Source organism: Sphingomonas sp. GW821-FHT10F11 (genome assembly GCF_058809095.1).
In genome coordinates this window covers 41,986-60,514 of sequence record NZ_JBXASH010000001.1, presented here as the reverse complement: position 1 = coordinate 60,514, position 18,529 = coordinate 41,986, and the positions used below count along the sequence as shown (strand labels likewise).

At 67.4% G+C, this 18,529-nt stretch carries 22 protein-coding genes; 7 read left to right on the top strand and 15 right to left on the bottom strand.

Features of this window, described 5'->3' with window-relative positions; all coding sequences use genetic code 11:
* The first annotated feature begins 73 nt into the window (after positions 1 to 73).
* Positions 74 to 1,006 carry a tetratricopeptide repeat protein gene (locus AC1RT8_RS00330; RefSeq protein ID WP_493072965.1) on the top strand — a complete coding sequence of 311 codons (933 nt, stop codon included), beginning with the start codon at positions 74 to 76 and terminating at the stop codon, positions 1,004 to 1,006.
* A 70-nt stretch (positions 1,007 to 1,076) separates the two neighbouring features.
* Here AC1RT8_RS00330 and AC1RT8_RS00325 read toward each other — a convergent pair whose 3' ends face one another.
* Together AC1RT8_RS00325 and AC1RT8_RS00320 are read right to left on the bottom strand one after the other, a co-directional pair.
* Positions 1,077 to 3,323 carry a CHASE2 domain-containing protein gene (locus AC1RT8_RS00325; protein WP_493072962.1) on the bottom strand — a complete coding sequence of 749 codons (2,247 nt, stop codon included), beginning with the start codon at positions 3,321 to 3,323 and terminating at the stop codon, positions 1,077 to 1,079.
* 86 nt (positions 3,324 to 3,409) lie between these two features.
* Positions 3,410 to 3,838 (bottom strand): (deoxy)nucleoside triphosphate pyrophosphohydrolase, encoded by a 429-nt coding sequence (locus tag AC1RT8_RS00320; protein ID WP_493072959.1) that lies wholly within the window; start codon positions 3,836 to 3,838, stop codon positions 3,410 to 3,412.
* Positions 3,839 to 3,907: 69 nt separating this feature from the next.
* Here AC1RT8_RS00320 and AC1RT8_RS00315 point away from each other — a divergent pair, with 69 nt between their 5' ends.
* From AC1RT8_RS00315 to AC1RT8_RS00305, 3 genes are all read left to right on the top strand, one after another.
* A complete protein-coding gene (locus AC1RT8_RS00315; RefSeq protein WP_493072956.1) occupies positions 3,908 to 4,081 on the top strand; it encodes a Flp family type IVb pilin in 174 nt (57 codons plus the stop codon).
* 131 nt (positions 4,082 to 4,212) lie between these two features.
* Positions 4,213 to 4,380, top strand: coding sequence for a Flp family type IVb pilin (locus AC1RT8_RS00310; RefSeq protein WP_493072954.1), 168 nt, complete (start codon positions 4,213 to 4,215; stop codon positions 4,378 to 4,380).
* A 212-nt stretch (positions 4,381 to 4,592) separates the two neighbouring features.
* Entirely contained in the window at positions 4,593 to 4,760 is a 168-nt protein-coding gene (locus tag AC1RT8_RS00305; RefSeq protein WP_493072952.1) for a Flp family type IVb pilin, read from the top strand.
* Positions 4,761 to 4,815: 55 nt separating this feature from the next.
* Here AC1RT8_RS00305 and AC1RT8_RS00300 read toward each other — a convergent pair whose 3' ends face one another.
* From AC1RT8_RS00300 to AC1RT8_RS00285, 4 genes are read right to left on the bottom strand one after another with little or no spacing between them, the layout of a single operon-like run.
* A complete protein-coding gene (locus tag AC1RT8_RS00300; protein WP_493072950.1) occupies positions 4,816 to 5,763 on the bottom strand; it encodes an acetyl-CoA carboxylase carboxyltransferase subunit alpha in 948 nt (315 codons plus the stop codon).
* A gap of 12 nt (positions 5,764 to 5,775) precedes the next feature.
* Positions 5,776 to 6,693, bottom strand: a complete 918-nt coding sequence (locus AC1RT8_RS00295; protein ID WP_493072947.1) for a tyrosine-type recombinase/integrase — start codon at positions 6,691 to 6,693, stop codon at positions 5,776 to 5,778.
* Positions 6,690 to 8,435, bottom strand: a complete 1,746-nt coding sequence (locus AC1RT8_RS00290) for a hypothetical protein (protein WP_493072944.1) — start codon at positions 8,433 to 8,435, stop codon at positions 6,690 to 6,692. The genes AC1RT8_RS00295 and AC1RT8_RS00290 overlap by 4 nt, the downstream gene beginning before the upstream one ends.
* Before the next feature lie 37 nt (positions 8,436 to 8,472).
* A complete protein-coding gene (locus AC1RT8_RS00285) occupies positions 8,473 to 8,610 on the bottom strand; it encodes a hypothetical protein (protein WP_372853378.1) in 138 nt (45 codons plus the stop codon).
* A gap of 99 nt (positions 8,611 to 8,709) precedes the next feature.
* Between AC1RT8_RS00285 and AC1RT8_RS00280 the strand changes: the two genes are divergently transcribed.
* The 3 genes from AC1RT8_RS00280 (at position 8,710) to AC1RT8_RS00270 (ending at position 10,737) form a co-directional block, all read left to right on the top strand.
* Positions 8,710 to 9,249, top strand: a complete 540-nt coding sequence (locus AC1RT8_RS00280) for a shikimate kinase (RefSeq protein ID WP_493072938.1) — start codon at positions 8,710 to 8,712, stop codon at positions 9,247 to 9,249.
* The gene (aroB, locus tag AC1RT8_RS00275) at positions 9,246 to 10,349 is read left to right on the top strand and encodes a 3-dehydroquinate synthase (protein WP_493072935.1); all 1,104 of its coding nucleotides are present in this window, start codon (positions 9,246 to 9,248) and stop codon (positions 10,347 to 10,349) included. Before AC1RT8_RS00280 ends, aroB begins: the two co-directional genes overlap by 4 nt.
* Positions 10,350 to 10,428: 79 nt before the next feature.
* Entirely contained in the window at positions 10,429 to 10,737 is a 309-nt protein-coding gene (locus AC1RT8_RS00270) for an EF-hand domain-containing protein (RefSeq protein WP_493072933.1), read from the top strand.
* Positions 10,738 to 10,748: 11 nt separating this feature from the next.
* On the opposite strand, the gene AC1RT8_RS00265 is transcribed toward AC1RT8_RS00270, so the two are convergent.
* The 9 genes from AC1RT8_RS00265 to AC1RT8_RS00225 all read right to left on the bottom strand — a co-directional run bounded on the left by AC1RT8_RS00265 (position 10,749) and on the right by AC1RT8_RS00225 (position 18,440).
* On the bottom strand, positions 10,749 to 11,396 hold the full coding sequence (locus AC1RT8_RS00265; protein ID WP_493072930.1) for a TetR/AcrR family transcriptional regulator: 648 nt from the start codon (positions 11,394 to 11,396) through the stop codon (positions 10,749 to 10,751).
* A 60-nt stretch (positions 11,397 to 11,456) separates the two neighbouring features.
* On the bottom strand, positions 11,457 to 12,422 hold the full coding sequence (locus tag AC1RT8_RS00260; protein WP_493072926.1) for a poly(ethylene terephthalate) hydrolase family protein: 966 nt from the start codon (positions 12,420 to 12,422) through the stop codon (positions 11,457 to 11,459).
* 138 nt (positions 12,423 to 12,560) lie between these two features.
* A complete protein-coding gene (locus AC1RT8_RS00255; RefSeq protein WP_493072923.1) occupies positions 12,561 to 12,896 on the bottom strand; it encodes a DUF423 domain-containing protein in 336 nt (111 codons plus the stop codon).
* A gap of 10 nt (positions 12,897 to 12,906) precedes the next feature.
* On the bottom strand, positions 12,907 to 13,284 hold the full coding sequence (locus AC1RT8_RS00250; protein ID WP_493072921.1) for a diacylglycerol kinase: 378 nt from the start codon (positions 13,282 to 13,284) through the stop codon (positions 12,907 to 12,909).
* Positions 13,281 to 15,035: a cation:proton antiporter domain-containing protein gene (locus AC1RT8_RS00245; protein WP_493072919.1), complete on the bottom strand. Its 1,755-nt coding sequence runs from the start codon at positions 15,033 to 15,035 to the stop codon at positions 13,281 to 13,283. The genes AC1RT8_RS00250 and AC1RT8_RS00245 overlap by 4 nt, the downstream gene beginning before the upstream one ends.
* Positions 15,032 to 15,466: an iron-sulfur cluster assembly scaffold protein gene (locus tag AC1RT8_RS00240; protein WP_493072918.1), complete on the bottom strand. Its 435-nt coding sequence runs from the start codon at positions 15,464 to 15,466 to the stop codon at positions 15,032 to 15,034. The genes AC1RT8_RS00245 and AC1RT8_RS00240 overlap by 4 nt, the downstream gene beginning before the upstream one ends.
* Positions 15,463 to 16,029 (bottom strand): CvpA family protein, encoded by a 567-nt coding sequence (locus tag AC1RT8_RS00235; protein WP_493072917.1) that lies wholly within the window; start codon positions 16,027 to 16,029, stop codon positions 15,463 to 15,465. The genes AC1RT8_RS00240 and AC1RT8_RS00235 overlap by 4 nt, the downstream gene beginning before the upstream one ends.
* A gap of 148 nt (positions 16,030 to 16,177) precedes the next feature.
* Entirely contained in the window at positions 16,178 to 17,551 is a 1,374-nt protein-coding gene (gene radA, locus AC1RT8_RS00230) for a DNA repair protein RadA (protein WP_493072913.1), read from the bottom strand.
* 181 nt (positions 17,552 to 17,732) lie between these two features.
* Entirely contained in the window at positions 17,733 to 18,440 is a 708-nt protein-coding gene (locus tag AC1RT8_RS00225; protein WP_493072910.1) for a glutathione S-transferase family protein, read from the bottom strand.
* Between the last annotated feature and the right edge of the window lie 89 nt (positions 18,441 to 18,529).

Here is an 18,529-nt window from a genome sequence, read left to right as displayed (position 1 = left end):
TGCCGCCGGCGCGTACACACTAGCATCGTGGACGTGGGGCGCCAGCCTCAACGAGGTAAAGCCAAGGAAAGCGATGGAAGCGGCCAAGCAAAAGTCGAGGACCGGACTGATCCTGCTGGTATTCGCGGGCCTGATTCTGGTCGCGGCCGTGTCATGGGCAGCACTCCGGGGCGCCGATCCCGAGAAAAACACTGCGTCTCCCGCAGCTTCGCCCCTGCCCGGCCAGCCAGCCACTCTGGCGACGATCGAGGAACGCACCCGGGCCGAACCCAGTAATCCCGACGCATGGCTCGCGCTCGGCCAGGCGCAGTTCGATGCCGGCCGCTATGCCGAAGCGGCGCGCGCGTACGAGCGTGGGACAGCGGTCGCCGGCGGGCGTGCCGATATCTGGTCCGCGCTCGGGGAAGCACGCGTGATGGCCAGCGCCGACAGCCCGATGCCGGCCCCCGCGCTGGCAGCCTTCCGCAAGGCGGCGGCGATCGACCCGAAGGATCCTCGGGCGCGCTATTTCCTGGCCGTGGCGCGCGACCTGGCCGGCGATCACCGGGGCGCGATCGGCGACTGGTTCGCGCTGCTGCAGGACACGCCGCCGGGGGCGCCCTGGGAGCGGGACCTGCGCCGGACGATCGAGCAGGTCGGCAAGATCAACACGATCGAGGTGGCCGAACGGCTGGCCGCGGTGAAGCAGCCGGCGCCGCATCCGCTGGTGCCGGGCGGCTCGACCGCCGCGGCGCCGATCCCCAGGCCGAACGCCGAGCAGATGCGTGCCGCCGCCGCCCTGCCCCCGCACGAGCAGGATGCGATGGTGCAGGGCATGGTCGCCAGCCTCGAGGCAAAGCTCCAGGCCAATCCGGGCAATGCCGACGGCTGGATCATGCTGATGCGCAGCCGGATGACCCTGGGCGAGCCGGCCAAAGCAAGCGCGGCGCTGAAGGCGGCGGTGGCGGCCAATCCGGGGGAAGAGGCGCGGCTGCAGGCCGAGGCTGGCGCCTTGGGCGTGCCGTGAAAAAAGGGGTCAGAGTGATTTATTGATCCAGGGCTCCGGTGATAAATCACTCTGACCCCTTTTTTTACGGCTACTTCTCCGTCGCTGAGAATACCCCGTCCCATCCCTCGCCCGGGGGGTTCGCGGCGAAATGCGCCACCCGCTCGCGCATCAGCAGGTAGAATTTGCGCAGGCCGTAGCCGGTCGCCGCCGCTTGGCCCGCCCCGGCCAGCGCGTCGGCCCTGGCCCAGTCCTGCGCGCGATAGGCGTCGAGCATCGCCTGATGGCGCAGCGCGAAGTCGCGGAACGACGGTTCCTGCTCGAGGCTTTCGTCGCCGAGCAGGGCGAATATCTCCTCCGGCGCGTCGCGGCCGACGACGCGGACATGGTCGAGCGCGACGATCGCGAACTGGGGCAGGTGCCGCCTGAGATCCTCGCCGATCGCGATCTGCAGGCCGTAATATTTGGTCATGCCTTCGATCCGCGAGGCAAGGTTCACCGTGTCGCCGATCAGCGAATAATTGAGCCGCTGCGCCGAACCCATATTGCCGACGCAGCACGGCCCCGCGTTCAGGCCGATGCCGATGCTGACTTCGCCCGGCCAGACGCCGCCGCTCCGCCCGCGCATCTCGACATTGATCTCGCGCAGCCGCCTGGTCATGCCGAGCGCGCCGCGTGCGGCATTGGCATATTGATCGGGGTCGTCGAGCGGGGCGTTCCAGAAGGCCAGCACCGCATCGCCGATGAACTTGTCGATCGTCGCCTTGCGGGCGAGCAAGATGTCGCACATCGGGGTGAGGAAGGCGATCAGGAACTGGATGATCTCCTGCGGGGTAAGCTTCTCCGACAGGCGCGAGAAGCCGCGGATATCGCAGAACAGCACGGTCATCTCGCGCTCCTCGCCGCCGAGCTTCAGGCTGCCGGGATCGTCGACGATGCGCTTCACCATCTCGGGCGAGAGATAGCGGTCGAACGCCTGGTGGATGTACGCGCGCTGCCGTTCCTCGCGATAATAGGTCAGCGCCGTCTCGATGACATAGACGAGGGTGAGGCCGAGCACCGGCCAGGTCGGATCGAGCAGCATCTGTTCACGGCTGAACGCCAGCCAGCTTCCGCCCGCCATGCCGCCGACCATGACCAGGCCAAGGATCGCACCGCGCGTCGCGCCGAGCCAGGGCAGCGAAAAGGCCATGATCAGGCCGAGCAGGAGCAAAGCGGTCCGCTCGGCGCCGCTCGCCCAGTCGGGCTGGCGCAGGAAGCTCTTCGTGATGATCTGTTCGAGCGCCTGGGCATGGACCACCACGCCAAGCTCGGTCTGCGCGATCGGGGTCGATTTCAGATCGTACAGGCCCTGCGCGCTGGTGCCGATAAAGACCACCTGCCCCTCGAAATTGCGCTGCATCTCAGCCGCCGACATCTGGCCCGTCAGGACCTTCCATGCCGGCACGATGCGCTCGGGATGTGGCGCCGTGAAATACATGACGAGCTGGCCCGACCGGGTCGTCGGCACCTCCGAATCGCCGACCTTGAGCGATACCACATTGGAACCGTCGCCGCTGAATTCGCCGCTGGCATCGCTTGATTTCACGATCACCGACTGGGTCCGATAGGCGGTGCGCAGCGCCTCCAGCGAGAGCGACGGCAGCAACTGGCCATTCTGGGTCGAGATCAGCGGCGCCTTGCGCACGATACCGTCGCTGTCCGGCGGCAGGCTGACGAAACCCAGGCCGGCCGCCGCGTCGCGGAGCGCGGGAAGCGGCTGGATCGCACCGGTATAGGTCGCCTTGCCGGTGCTCGGCGGCGAACCGGCGACCGCGAAGCCCATCTTCGGTTCGACTTGCCCCCCCTTTTTGTCGTCGGTCAGGAAAAAGGCGAGCGCGACGTTCGAATTCCTGAACGTCTCGGCGAGCACGGCATCATTGTCGGGCAGCGTATCAAGCGCGGCGATGGCTGCCTCATTGCCGCCCTGGCGCTTCATCCGCTCGGCCAACCGCGTGGGCGAGGTGCGGTCGGGCTCCGAAAAGACGATATCGAAGGCGACGGTGGCGGCGCCGGCCTCGGTGAGGCGCCGGGTAAGATCGGCGACGTCGGTGCGCGGCCAGGGCCATTGACCGAGCCGGCGCAGCGTCTCGTCGTCGATGTCGACGATGCGGACGCCGGCATCCTGATAGGCGCGCGGCTTGGCGCGCTGATAGCTATCGAACAGCAGCGATCCGACGCGGTCGATCGCCGGCACCCCGACCATCTGCAGGGCAAGCATGACCGCCAGCACGGCGAGCCCGGGCAGGATCACCCAGGCCTTTGCGCGCAGCCCCTTGAGCAACGGCCGTCCCGCCATTCTCCGTCCCCCCGTTTCGCCCCCCGTCGGCGTATCACAGAATCCCTGCCAGCCCCAGTTTCGGACCCCGATTCAGACCCCCCGACTCAGACCAGCGCCTTCAATCGGGCGATCAGCGGCAGATCGGCCGGCGGCATGGCGAGGTCGTACAGCGCCTCGGGCAGGCACCAGCGAAGCTCCTCGGCATGGAGCGCATGAGGCGTGCCCTGCCAGACGCGACAGATATAGAGCAGCAGCAACAGATGGCGGCCGGCGAGCGGTTCGCTGGCGAAGGCAGCGGGCTCGAGCGCGGCAGGGCTCACCGCGATCCCCAATTCCTCGGCGAGTTCGCGGATCAGTGCGGCCTCCGGCGTCTCATCGGGCTCGACCTTGCCGCCGGGGAATTCCCATAACCCTGCCATCATCTTGCCCGGAGGGCGCCGCTGCACCAGCACTCGCCTTTCACGATCGACCAGCGCCACCGCGACCACTGGGAAAAGCGTTGAAATCGCAGGGTCTTGGTTGGTCTTCGCCATTCATTAACGCTCCCAGATTAGCATTCGGCAACAAATTCGGGCCGGGACGAACCCTTGATGCTGTTCACCATGATCAGAAAGCTGGCGAAGGACCGCAAGGGCGGAACCGCGATCGAATATGGCCTGATCGCCGCGCTGGTCGTGATCACGATGGTCGCCTCGTTCGTCGAACTGGCGAACGTGACGACGGGCATGTGGGGCAACGTCAATACCAAAATCGAGGTCGCACGCACGGGCGGCTGATTGGTTCCGTAAAATTCCTCGGCTCAGCTTAAACTTTTCTCAACCTAGCGCACCTAGACCTGAGTCTGCTGGTCCGGTTCCAACCGGTTCAGCCGGGTACTGAAGCTTTAGAACCATTGGAGACCGGAATCATGCAGACCATCCGCAAGTTCATCAAGAACAGCAAGGGCGCCACCGCAATCGAGTACGGCCTGATCGCCGCTCTGATCGCCGTCGCCGCGATCGCCGCGATGCAGGGCCTGGGCAACCAGCTGAAGACGACCTTCTCGAACGTTTCTTCGAACATGAAGGCTTCGTAAGCTCTCACCAGCTAACGAGATCGGGGCGGCGGAACTTCGGTTCCGCCGCCCTTTTCGTGCCCGCCCGAAAAAGAAACGCAACCGAAACGGTTTGGTTTCCGCCCTGTTACCCCTGAGTTAGATGATCGCGTTAACAGATCGGCGCGCAAAACCGTTGCGCAGGCGGAACGGGCGGCGGCGTTCGTCTTCCGGCGCCTGCCGGGGAAGAAACGATGAACGTTGTACGGAAGCTGTTGCGCAACAAGAAGGGCGCAACCGCCATCGAATATGGTCTGATCGCCGCCTTGATCGCCGTCGCCGCCATCGCGGCGATGCAGGGTCTGGGCAATCAGCTGAAGACCACCTTCGAGAATGTCTCGTCGAACATGAAAGCATCGTAGTCGGGAGTGCGCCGGCGGCACCTCCCCCCGGAGTCCGCCGGCGCTTCCATCTTCGTCAGAGCCTGCCGATCGCCAGGAATTTGTCGCGGCGCCCACGGCGCAGCTGATCGGCACCCTGATTGTCCAGTTCCGCCAGCGCCCCATCGAGTGCGTCGCCCAGATTGGCGATGGCCAACGCCGGGTCGCGGTGCGCGCCGCCCAGCGGCTCCGACACGATCGCATCGATCACGCCAAGTTCCTTCAGGTCCTGCGCCGTGACCTTCATCGCTTCGGCCGCCTCGGCCGCCTTGTCGGCGGTGCGCCACAGAATCGACGCGCAGCCCTCGGGCGAGATCACCGAATAGACCGCATGCTCGAACATCAGCACCTTGTTGCCGGCGGCGAGTGCGATCGCGCCGCCCGAGCCGCCCTCCCCCACCACCGCCGAGATCAGCGGCACGCCGAGCGCGAGGCACTGTTCGGTCGAGCGGGCAATGGCTTCGGCCTGACCGCGTTCCTCGGCCTGGACGCCGGGAAAGGCGCCCGAGGTGTCGACCAGGGTGAGCACCGGCAGGCCGAACCTGTCGGCGAGCTGCATCAGGCGGATCGCCTTGCGATAGCCCTCCGGCTTGCCCATGCCGAAATTGTGGCGGAGGCGGCTGGCGGTGTCGTCGCCCTTTTCATGGCCGATCACCATCACCTTGCGGCCGCGGAACTGCGCGAAGCCGCCGAGAATCGCCTGATCGTCGCCGAACGCCCGGTCGCCGGCCAGCGGCATGAAATCATCGAACAGTCCGGCGACATAGTCCTTGAAGTGCGGGCGCTCGCCGTGGCGGGCGACCAACGTCTTCTGCCACGGGGTCAGCCTGGAATAGGTTTCGCGCAGGAGCTTGTCGGACTTGGCCTGGAGCCGGGCGACCTCCGAATCGATATCGACCGCGCCATCGGCTGCGGTCTCGCGGAGTTGGTCGATCCGGCCCTGGAGCTCGGCGATCGGTTTCTCGAAATCGAGGAAGCTTGCCATCGGTCGCGTCGGTTAGGCCCCGCGCCTCTTCACGTCAACGAGAGGATGGCGGGTGTTGACCAGTTCGACCAGGCGACTGGCATCGACATGGGTGTAGATCTCGGTCGTGGCGATGTCGGCATGGCCCAGCATCGATTGCAGCGCCCGCAGGTCAGCGCCGCCCGCCAGCAGGTGAGTCGCGAAAGCGTGGCGCAGGACGTGGGGGCTGACCCGATCGGGCGGAATGCCGGCTTCGGCCGCCAGCCCCTTGAGCAATTGATAGAGTCGCACGCGCGACAGGAAACTCTTGCCCGAAGGGAAGAGCCACAGGCGGTCGGGCGCGACATGAGCGCGCCACGCCGCCACCGCCGCGCGGGCGCGATCCGAGATCGGCACCAACCGCTCACGCCCGCCCTTGCCGCGCAGGATCAGATAGGGCCGGTCGGGCGCGATGGCGTTGCGCGGGAGCGAAACCAGCTCGGTCGCGCGCAGGCCCGACCCGTAGAGCAGTTCGACCAGGGCGGAGAGCCGCAGGTCGTTGGGATCGGGCGGCACGCGCGCGATCCGCGCCGCGATCACGGCGAACAGCCGATCGACATCGTCATGGCCGAGCACCTTGGGCAAGGGGCGCTGCGCCCCCGGGCGAGGCAGTGCGGCGCCAGGATCGTCGGCACGGTGGCCTTCGTCGGCGAGGAAAGCGAAGAAGCGGCGAAGCGCGGCGGATTTGCGCGCCACGCTCGACCGGGAAAGTTCGAGCCACTGGCCGCCGAGACGGGCAAGATCGTCGGCCGAGGCCGCGGCTAGGCCACCCGCCAGGAAGTCCGAGGCGAGCGCCAGGTCGCTGCGATAGGCGGCGATGGTGTTCTTCGCGGCCCCCGCCTCGGCGGCCATCATCTCGAGGAAGCGCTCGATCAGCGCTCGGTCGTTGCCCGGGCCGGGCGCGCCGGTCAAAGCCGCGCCAGGGCCTCGGCGGCGATCATCCGTGCCTCCGCCTGCAGGCCGACCGCCCGGAGTGCGGTGACGATATGGTAGAGCGCCTCGGGCGGCACCCCCTGCCACAACCGGGTCTGCATACCGATGGCGGCCAGCACCAGCACCGTGCCGGGCTCGCGCCCCTGCGCGGCGCGCGCGAGCGCGCGGGTCCAGGCATTGTCGAGGCCGATCTGCACGTCGAGCGAACGCGCGCCGCGCTCGACATCATCGGCCGACAGGCGGCCGAGCCCGGCCATGCCGGCAAAGAACAGACGCTTCTTCAGGCCGCTCGAATCGTTCGCGCCCGAATAGCGGTTGACGTCGGACCAGGTGGATGAGGCCGGCGCCGGATCGGCGAGCGCGAGCATCGCCCAGGCATCGCCGCCGGCTGGCACGCTCGCCTGCCAGCGCATCGCGCCGCGGTCGATCCCGGCGGTCAGCATCGAGGCGACGATCCGGTCGGCGTCGGCGCCCTGGGTACCGGCGGGAATGCGCGCCGCGGCGCGCGCGGTGAGGATCAGGCGGGCGAACCGTGCGTCCGGGGTCTTGGGTTCGTCCCAGAGCTGCTTCAGCGCGTCGAGCCTGCCTTGCATATCGGCGGCTGAATAGGCGCTGCGCAAATCGCGGGCGATGCCACTTTCGGCGAGCGACTGATCGTCCTCGGCATCGATCGCGCCGTACAGGTCGACCAGTGCCGCGTTCGAGAACACACCGCGTACCGCCGCCTGCTCGGCGGGCGCCGCGCGTACGCGGGCGGTAAGCGCCGGCGACTGGGCCCGCCACGCCTGGACGTTGGGGAGCACGGTGGCGAACAGCGGTTCGGGTATCTCGACCGCCGCCGCGGTGGCGAGGCCGTAGCGCCATGCGGTCAGGCGATCGACATTGTCCCATTCGATCGTCACCGCCTGCTGGCCGCGCGCGCCGGTACCGGCAATCTTCTGGGCGAGGAGCAGGTCGATTCCGCCGGCGAGGCCCGAATTGCGCGCCGAGGCGATCAGCGACTGGGCCTTGCGCGGTTCGCCGGCGAGGCCGGCGCAGATCGCCTGCGCCACGACCCAGCCGCGCTCGCGGCGGAGCAGCGCGCCGCCTTCGACGACCGGGCACAAGGCGCCGGGATCGCCGGTCGCCAGCGCGGCCTGCATCGCGATCTCGTAGAGCTTGGGCGTATAATTGTCGCCGTCGACGCTCTGCACCACGCCGCGTGCCGCGACCGATTCGCCCATGCGCAGCAACAGCCAGGCGCGCTCGGCGGCGAAATCCGCGCCGTTGATGCCGCGCGGCGTATCGACCCGCGAGACCAGAGCGCGCCGCAGCGCGATCGACAGCCAGCGCGACGCGACCGGCACGTCGAGACGGCGCATCAGCGCTTCGAGATAATGACCATCGGCATTGCCGAACGCGCGTGGACCCAGGCCGCCGCCATCGGGACCGACCGGACCGACCGACGCCAGCGAGCGGCGCGCATAGTCCGGCATGTCGTACTTCGCGAGCACGGCCGGATCGACCGGGACGGGAACCCCCGGCGTGGCCGATGCAGTGGGAGTGGGCAGAACGCCATCCGCCGGCGTGGTCTCCGTCGGCGCGGGACGCGGCGAGGCCGGCCCCGATGGCGCAGGTGCAGGCGTCGGCGCAGGCGCCGCGACGGGATCGCCGAAGCCGGGCGGCAGCAGCGATTCGGGCTTGTCCTGGCCTGTAGCGGGGCCCAGCGCGGGAAGCCCCACGCCGACAAGTACCGCGGCAATCGCGCCGAGCGCGACGCTAGTTCGAGAGATTCGCAAGCGGGACTACCTTCTCGACGCGGGTCAGCGGCTTCTCGTTCGTACGCCCGGCCAGGACGAACAGGCCCCCGACCACGACGACCAGGATGACGATAAGCGCTATCAGCGGACGGGACATGAGCGAACCTTGTACAGACGCGTTAACACAGACGTGAGAAATTCTACTGCGCGCGGCCTTTTGCCCGAGACGCGGGCTCGCTGTATAGCCCCCGCTTCCATGTTGCAAAGGCGCCCCCCCATCCCGGACTGGACCGGCCTGCCGATCGTGCTCGTCGGGCTGATGGGTGCCGGCAAATCCACCGTCGGCCGGCGCCTGGCGGCGCGCCTGCGCCTGCCCTTCGTCGATGCCGATTCGGAGATAGAGGCGGCCGCCGGCATGTCGATCGCCGATATCTTCGAGCGATTCGGCGAAGCGCATTTCCGCGACGGCGAGCGCCGGGTGATCGCCCGGCTGATCGACGGCACGCCCAAGGTGATCGCGACCGGCGGCGGCGCATTCATCAACGACGACACCCGCGACCTGATCCTGAAACAGGCGCTGTCGATCTGGCTCGACGCGAATCCCGCCGTGCTGGCCGACCGGGTGGGCCGCCGCGACACCCGCCCGTTGCTGCGCGATCGCGATCCGCGGCAGGTGCTCGACGAACTGGCCAAGATCCGCAATCCGATCTACGCGCTCGCCCATATCCGTGTGCCCAGCCATCACGCGCCGCACGAATCGACCGTGAACTCGATCCTGAAAGCCCTGCGCTTATGACCAGCATCACCGTTTCCCTCGGCGCGCGCAGCTATGAGGTGGTGATCGAGGATGGGTTGCTGGCACGGGCGGGAGAGCGCCTCGCTCCGCTGTCGCGCGGGCGGACCATGGCGATCGTGACCGACGAGAACGTCCTGCCGCACCTGGCGACGTTGCAGGCCTCGCTCACCGCGGCGGGCGTCGCGAGCGAGGCGATCGTGCTGGCGCCAGGCGAGGGATCGAAAAGCTGGGCGACGCTCGAGCAGCTGACCGACCGGCTGCTCGATCTGGGCGTCGAGCGCGGCGACCATGTGATCGCGCTGGGCGGCGGCGTGATCGGCGACCTGGTCGGTTTCGCCACCGCGGTCGTGAAGCGCGGCTGCGGCTTCGTGCAGATCCCGACCACCCTGCTGGCGCAGGTCGATTCCTCGGTCGGCGGCAAGACCGCGATCAACGCGCGTGCGGGCAAGAACCTGATCGGCGCCTTCCACCAGCCGGCCATCGTGCTGATCGATCCGCGGGTGCTCGACACGCTGCCGCTGCGCCAGGTCCGCGCGGGCTATGCCGAGGTGGTGAAATATGGGCTGATCGACGATATCGCCTTTTTCGAATGGTGCGAGGCCAATGCGGCGGCGTTGCTCGCGGGCGACCCGGCGGCGCGCGCCCATGCCATCGCCCATTCGGTCGCGGCCAAGGCGCGCATCGTCGCGGCCGACGAGCGCGAGACGAGCGGCGTGCGCGCGCTGCTCAATCTCGGCCATACCTTCGGCCATGCGCTCGAGGCCGAGGCTGGTTTCTCGGACCGGCTGCTCCACGGCGAGGCGATCGGGGCGGGCATGGCGCTGGCGTTCGGCTATTCGGCGGCAAAGGGATTGGCGCCGGGCCAGGATGCCGAACGCGTGGCGGCGCATCTCCGCGCGGTCGGCCTGCCGGACGGTGTCGCCGCGGCTGGCATTCAGGCCGGTGGCGATACGCTGGTCGGGCACATGCTCCACGACAAGAAGATGGACGCGGGCACCCTGCCCTTCCTGCTCGCGCGCGGGATCGGCCAGACCTTCCTCGACAAATCGGTCGACCTGAAGGATGTTGCCGCGTTCCTCGACGCTGGCCAGGCCGGTTAGCGGCCAGATGCTCCTGGCGCTGGCTTTGGCCGCTCAAGAGGCGCCGTCCTGCTCGACCCGGGCAGGATGCGATGCGGCGATGACCGCAGTCATCCGCGCGTCCGATACCGATCGCGACGGGCGCTTCAGCCGTGCCGAATGGACGGCCATGGGCGAGCGCGCGCTGGCGCGGCTGCCGGTCGTGCCGAAGGAGATCGATCGCCTGAGAAACGACATCGCCGCCGATTTCCGCGCCGAGGATGGCAATGGCGACGGCTATCTGACACATGACGAGATGCTGGAAGTCAGGCTGGCTGCCTTTCCCTGCATCGACAGCGACGGCGACGGCATTCTTTCAAGCGAAGAACGCGAGCATGCCGCGCGTTGCGCCCCCGAAGCGCGGCGCTAGGCCGCAGGGCATCAGTCCCGCAGGAACACCCGGATCACCGCCTCCGCATGCGCCTCGATCTCAGCCGGCGCATGGACGTCGCGACCCGCCACCGCGCGGATCTCGGGCGCGAGCAGATAGGGCATCTGGCAGGCGGCGGTGAGCATCAGCGATAGCGACAGCGGATCGACATCGGGCAGCTTGCCGCTCTCGCGCAGCCGCTCGATGACCGGCTGGTACCAGCGATAGCCCTGGCCGATATAGCGTTCGGCCGTCCATTCCAGTTCGGGGCCTTCGAGGATCGAGAGCTGCACCATCAGCCGGGCATGTTCCGGGTGCCGGGCGCAATAGCCGACATACCAGCGGATAAAGGCCTTGAAGCCGGCCACGCCGCCTTTGGGCTCTGACACCGACAAGGAGGCCGGCATCTCGCGTTCCATGCGATCGAACAGGAAGGCGATCGCCTGGCGCCACAGCTCTTCCTTGGTCTGGTAGATATGGCGGATCATGCCGTGCCGGACGCCGGCATCCTGCGCGATGTCGCGTAGCGATGCGCCTTCGAAACCGCGCCGCGAGAAGTGGTCGACCGCGCTGGCCAGGATCGCCTTGCCGGTATTCTGTAGCCGTTGCTGGCGGATCGAGGGCCCGTCCGGCGCTTTGGTCGATGATGATGCCGTCACTTGGTCCTTTCGGGGGTTGCCGCAGCGTATCGGCAACCCCGTCAAAGCGAAAGTGCGGGATCAGGGGATGTTGCTCGCCACGCCCTGCCAGTTGGTCGTCTCGGTGAAGATCTCGCCGCCCGAAGCGACAAAGGCCTGGCGGCCGTCGGCCGCGCCCATCAGCTGCCACATCATCCAGGCGGTCGCATAACCGAGATAGCCATGGACGCCGTTGCTGCACGGAAAGGCGGCGCCGGCGCAGGTCGGATTGCCCTGCACGTCGTTGTGCGCGGTGCCCTTGATGAGCCCCTTGGCCTTGAGCAGCGGCGCGGGCGTGGCGTTGTAATAGGCGGTCAGCGAGTTGAGCTGGCCCGGTGGGATGAGCTGGGTGTCGGGCGAGATCAGCACATCGGTCGAACCGCTGACATAGAGGATCGATCCACTCGCCGCCGCCGCAAGGTCGCTCGTCAGCAGGCAATTGCTGGCGGGGTTGCACCAGGACTGCCGCGGCAGATGGAAGGTCACCGCGGTGCGGATCGCGCCGCCCGATTTCAGCATCGCGTTGACCGCGCCCGAGGCGCCCTGCGAATGGCCCATCGCGCCGATCCGGGTGGTATCGAGCTTGCCGTAGAAGATGCTGCCGCTGTCGGTGTCGCGCGCCTTGATATAGTTGGCGCTGTCGATCACCGTCTGGCCCGTGCCTGTCGTGCCGTCGCGCGTCGCGATGACGACGAAGCCCCATGAGGCGAGATGGCGGAGCAGATAGGCATAGGTGGTAGCCGGGATCGGCGTGGTGCCCGATCCGTTGGCCCAGACGATGATCGGATGACGGACGCCGTTCGCGCCGAGACTGGCGGGGTAGAAGATGTCGCAGGCATTGCCCTTTGAGTCGCAACCGGCGGGCGTGAAGCTCTGGGCAACCGTCCAGGCGCCATCGGCATAATATTTCTGCTCGATCGGCTTGGTCGGCAGGTTCGGCCCCGCCGACGCGGGGACGGTCAAACAGACGGCACAAGCGGCCGCCGCCAGGAAAATGGCTTTCTTCATGGTGTCCTCTCCTCGGGTCGTCGACATGTGCCGATCGATCGACAGGATGACATGAGAAGAAAGGCTGAGCAAGTTCACTATCCATTGGGATAGTGAATGAGCCGGAAATGCCACGCAATGCCGGCGATGTGCGCCGATCTAGGCCCTGCGGGCACCCAGCCAGGCGAGCCACAGCCAGCCCGCAATCAACAGCACGCCACCAATCGGGGTGATCGCGCCGAGCCAGCGCGGCAGGCCGAGCGCCATCAGGTAGAGCGTGCCCGCGAAGAGCGCCCCACCGGCGAGGAACAGGATTGCCGGGCCCTTGGCGTCGAGCCGCAATATCGCGAGCGCGGCGATGGCGTGGAGCAGTTGATATTGCGCGCCGGTCTTGAGCCAGTCGGCCGCCGCCCCGCTCGCGCCATGGGCGCCGAACGCGCCGGCCGCGACGGCAAGTGCGCCGGACAGCGCGGCAAGGAGGGCGATCGGGTTCATGACGGTTCCTTCAACTCTCCAGCGAGAGCAATTGCGCCCAGACAAAGGCGGCTCCCAAAGCGACCGCCCCGAACAATGCCGCGCAGCTGATCGCCAGCACGGCGCCGGCCAGCATGTCCTTGATGACCTTGATCTCGGGGTGCACCTCCGGATGGAGCAGGTCGATCAGCGCCTCGAGCGCGCTGTTGATCAGCTCGAGCGCGAGCACCAAGGCGCAGACGAGCACGACGAAAGCCCACCAGATCGGCGGCGGCTGCAGCATGAACAGGGCGACAAAGGCGAGCAGCGCGCACCATGCCTGGGTCCGGAAACTCCGCTCACGCACCCATGCGGTCTTCCAGCCCGCCAGGGCGAAACCGATCCGCGCGGCGAGCGACCGGTTCTTCATCCGGCGTCTTCCGTGCCGCGCAATGGCTGGGTGATGACCTTGTCTACCGCGGCGCGAACGTCGCCTGCCTCGACCTGAGCCTTGAGCCGCTCCTTGTCGCGGGCGCGATACATGTCCTCGGTGCGGGCGATCTCCTCATCCTCGACGCCAAGGCTCGACAGCGCCATGCGCGCCATCTTGATCGCCGATTCGAGCACTTCGCGCACCACGCCGCGCACCGGCGCGCCCTTGAGCTTGATCAGCGAGCGCCGGTCATAGGCGCGCACGAAGATCGCCGCTTTGGGGAAGGCCTCGTGCACTGCCTCGACCATCTCAGACGTTATCTGATCGCCATCGGTGCAGAACAGGATCAGCTCCGCATCGCCGCCGCCCGCCTGGCGCAGCATGTCCAGCCTGGTGCCATCGCCATAATAGACCTTCGCACCGAAACTGCCGGCCACGTCGATCATCTCGATATCGGTGTCGATCAGGGTGACCGGTACGCCCTGCGCGATCAGCATCTGGCCGACTGTCTGCCCGAAGCGCCCATAACCCACGATCAGCGCGTTCGCCCCGTCCGACATCGGCCCTTCGCGCGTGCCACCGTCAGTCTCCGGCTCGGTGCGAATGCGCTGGGTCGCCTTCATCAGGAACGGCGTGGTCGCCATGGAAAGCGTGACGACCGCGCCGAACAGGCTGGCCGCCTCGGGCGCGATCAGCATCGCGTTCTGCGCCTGGGCGAACAGCACGAAGCCGAACTCGCCGCCCTGGCTGAGCAGCAGGCCGAGCGCGAGCGCGCCACGCCAGGTCATCTTGAAGAGCAGGCCGATGCCCATGATGATCACCAGCTTGGTGACGATCAGCGCCAGCGCCATGCCGACCACGAAGAACGGCCGTTCGGCGATGGCGTGGAGATCGAGCATCATGCCGACCGCGAGGAAGAACAGGCCGAGCAGGATCGAACGGAACGGCTCGACGTCCGCCTCGAGCTCGTGCCGGTACGGGCTGTCCGCGAGCATGACGCCCGCGACGAACGCGCCGAGCGCGGTCGACAGGTGCAGCGCCTCCATGATCGCCGCTGCGGCGATGACGGTGAACAGGCCGGCAAATACGAACATCTCGCGCTCGCCCATATTGCCGATGATGCGGAACAAGGGACGCAGCGCATAGCGCCCGAGCAGCACCAACCCGGCGACTGCGATGACGGTGTAGAGGAAGAGCTGCCAGCCCGGCGGCCCCGCGGCGTCGGCCGGGTTGCGTGACATCACCGCGACGATGGTGATCAGCGGGACGATCGACAGGTCCTGGAACAGCAGGATCGAGAAGGCGCGCTCGCCGAACGGAGTGCGCAAGCGGCCGGCCGATTGCAGCATTGGCAGCACCTGCGCGGTCGAGGACAGAGCAAGCGGCAGGCCAAGCGCCAGCGCGGCGGCGAGCGAGGATTGCGTGATCAGCCACACCACCAGCGATACCGCCATACCGCACAGCACGACCTGCATCAGGCCGAGCCCGAAAATCTCCTTCTTCAGCTGCCAGAGCCGTTGTGGATTGAGCTCGAGCCCGACGATGAACAGGAGGAGTGTGATGCCGAGTTCGGCGACGCCGATCTTCGATTCGGCACCGCCGACGAGACCGAGCGCCTGCGGCCCGACCAAGGCGCCGGCGACGAGATAGCCCAGAGTCGCGCCGAGCCCGAACCGCCGGAAGATCAGCACGAAGACGAGCCCGAAGCCGAGCAGGATCACCGCATCGAAGAGCAGGGATTCACTCATGCGTCGAGCCGCGCGCGCGCTATCTCGGCAGCCTCGGCGGCGGCCTCGAACGCCAGGCGGATCGAGGCATGGCGGGCGCTGTGCGGCAGCGCAGGGGTGAACAGTTCGAAGCCGGGCCAGTCGGGCAAGGGCCCCTCGCCTGCCAGCCATGCCGTCAGCGCATCGCGCGCAATGGCAAGTTCCTCAGGCGATTTACCGATCACGCTGGCGCCCATCAGCGATGAGGACGCCTGGCCGAGAGCACAGGCACGCACCATGAGGCCGACCTCGCTCACCCGTCCCTGATCGTCGACATTCACGTCGACGGTCACGCGGCTGCCGCAGACGGGCGAACGCTTTTCCGAGCTGCCCATCGGATCGGTCAACCGATCGTGATGCGGGATGGTCGCGGCGAGGCGCAGGATTTCGGCATTGTAGAGCGGGGCGTTCATGGCCGAGCCTCGCTGACATTCGCGGCTTCGGTGGCGTTGTCCGCGGCGCCGAACACGGGTTTGCCCTTGCGCCGGCGGTCGACGAAATCGGCGATGCTCGCGCTGGTCGTGTTGAGCAGCGGATAGGTCCGGGCCGAGGTCAACCATTCGGGGCGGTGAGTCGGGCCGCCGCGCACCGTATCGGTCATCAGCGCGACGAGCAGGAAGCCGAGGCTGGCGAGGATCAGGCCCTTCACCGCCCCGAAGCCGAAGCCGAGCGCGCGATCGACCGGGCCCATGATCGAATCGCGGGTGCGCGATCCCAGCGCGTTGGCGACCGCGCGTCCGGCGAAATAGGTGATGCCCGCGATGATCGCGAAGGACAGCACCGCAGCGCCGGTGACCGTGCCGACCGATCCCGACAGCGCCTGGGTGAGCGGGCTGTGGAACAGCTTGAGCGCGAAGACGATCGCGACCCAGGCGAACAGCGAGAGTATCTCGGTCACGAAGCCGCGCATCAGGCCGAGGATGGCGGCCCCGCCGACCGCGATCAGTACGAGGATGTCGAGTGCGGTCAGTCCCATATCTCAGCCTTGTTACCCACCGTTCGTTCCGAGTGCCATCGAGCCCGCCGAGATGGCGTATCGAGGAACATGTGTCTCGATACGGGTTCTCGACAAGCTCGACCCCTACTCGACACGAACGGAAGGTGGGGAGCGCTTGACGCGACCGCTAGCCGCGCCCCAGCATATGGTCAACGAACTGACCGAGCGTGCGGAATCCCGACAGCTTGAGCGGTGTCTTCTCGTTGGTGATCGCCGCCGGCACCAGGGCGCGCTCGAACCCGAGCTTGCCCGATTCCTTGAGCCGTAGCGCGCCGTGCGCGACGGGCCTGATCTCACCCGACAATGCGATCTCGCCAAAGGCGACGGCGTCCGGCGGCACCGGGCGCTCGGACAGCGCGGAGACGAGCGCCGCGGCCACCGCCAGATCGGCTGCCGGATCCTGCACGCGGTAGCCGCCGGCAATGTTGAGATAGACTTCGCAGGACGAGAAGCTGAGGCCGCACCGCGCCTCCAGAACGGCGAGCACCATCGCCAGCCGGCCCGAATCCCAGCCGACCACCGCACGCCGCGGCGTGGCGCCGCTGGCGAGGCGGACGACCAGCGCCTGGATCTCGACCAGCACGGGGCGCGTACCCTCGAGCGCGGGGAAGACGGTCGTGCCAGTCACGCCCTCGTCGCGCTGCGTCAGGAACAGAGCGCTCGGGTTGGAAATCTCGGCCAGCCCTTCCGCCACCATCGCGAACACGCCGATCTCGTCAGTGCCGCCGAAGCGGTTCTTGATCGCACGGAGGATGCGGTATTGGTGGCTCCGCTCGCCTTCGAAGCTGAGCACCGTGTCGACCATATGTTCGAGCACGCGCGGGCCGGCGATGCTGCCGTCCTTGGTGACATGGCCGACCAGCACCACGGCCGTGCCGCGTTCCTTGGCAAAGCGGATCAGTTCCTGCGCCGAGGCGCGGACCTGGCTGACCGTGCCGGGGGCGCCCTCGATCAGGTCCGAATGCATGGTCTGGATCGAATCGATCACCAGCAGCGCGGGTGCCTTGCCCTGCCCCAGCGTCGTCAGGATATCCCGGGTGGAGGTCGCCGCAGCGAGCTGCACCGGCGCGTTGCCGAGCCCGAGGCGGCGGGCGCGCAACCTCACCTGATCGGCTGCCTCCTCGCCAGAGACATAGGCGACGGGCAGCCCGGCCAGCGCCATCTTGGCCGCCGCCTGGAGCAGCAGGGTCGATTTGCCGATGCCCGGATCGCCGCCGATCAGGGTCGCCGATCCTTCGACGAAGCCGCCGCCGAGCGCGCGATCGAGTTCGGCGATACCGCTCTCCATGCGTTCGGGCAGCGCGATATCGGCGTCGAGGCCGACCATCGTCACCGAGCGGCCGCCCGACTGGAGGTTATGCTTGGCCTGGAACGGCGTGACGGTGCCGCCGACCTCCTCGACCAGCGTATTCCATTCCGCACAATCGGCGCACTGGCCCGCCCAGCGGTTCGCGACCGATCCGCAGGCCTGGCAGACATAGCGTTTCTGAGGTTTCGCCATGTGCGATGCCTTAGCGGAAGAGGAACGAGAGGGGAACAAACTTTTCCCGCACCTTCACCTCGTCATGCCGGACTAGTTCCGGCATCCACCGTTCCACCAGCCTCAAGGCCGATGAATGTGCGGGACGGGGGACCCCGGAAGCAAGTCCGGGGTGACGCGATGGGTCAGGCTTGGGCGTCGATCAGGCCGGTTTTGCGGGGATGGTGAGGCCGCGCTGTACCGCTGGCCGCGCAAGGCCGCGCTCGAGCCAGGCGGCGACATTCTTGAAGTCGTCGAAGCCGACCAGCTCGCGTGCCTCGTAGAAGCCGATCAGATTGCGCACCCAGCCGAGCATCGAAATGTCCGCGATGGTATAGTCGTCGCCGAGGAACCAGTCCTTGCCGGCCAGCGCACCGTCCATCACACCGAGCAGGCGCTTCGATTCGTCGACGTAGCGACCGAGCGGGCGCTTGTCCTCCCAGGCCTTGCCGGCGAATTTGTTGAAGAAGCCGAGTTGGCCGAACATCGGCCCGACGCCTCCCATCTGGAACATCACCCACTGGGTCGCCTCCCAGCGGCCGGTGGGATTGGAGGGGATGAACTTGCCCGTCTTGCCGGCGAGATAGAGCAGGATCGCGCCGCTTTCGAACAGGCCAAGCGGTTTGCCGCCCGGCCCGTCGGGATCGATCATCGCCGGTATCTTGCCGTTCGGGTTGAGCGAGACGAATTCGGGCGATTTCTGATCGTTGGTGGCGAAATCGACGAGATGCGGCTCATAGGGCAGCCCGGTTTCCTCGAGCATGATCGACACCTTCACGCCGTTCGGCGTCGGCAGCGAATAGAGCTGGATGCGGTCGGGATGCTGCGCAGGCCAGCGTTTGGTGATCGGGAAATCGGACAGATCGGTCATGTAGGTCTCCTTCGCGCCTGAACGTAGGGGGCCCGAAGCCGCGATTCACCTCCCTGCATGAACGGAATTTAACCTGGCCTGCCCAGCGC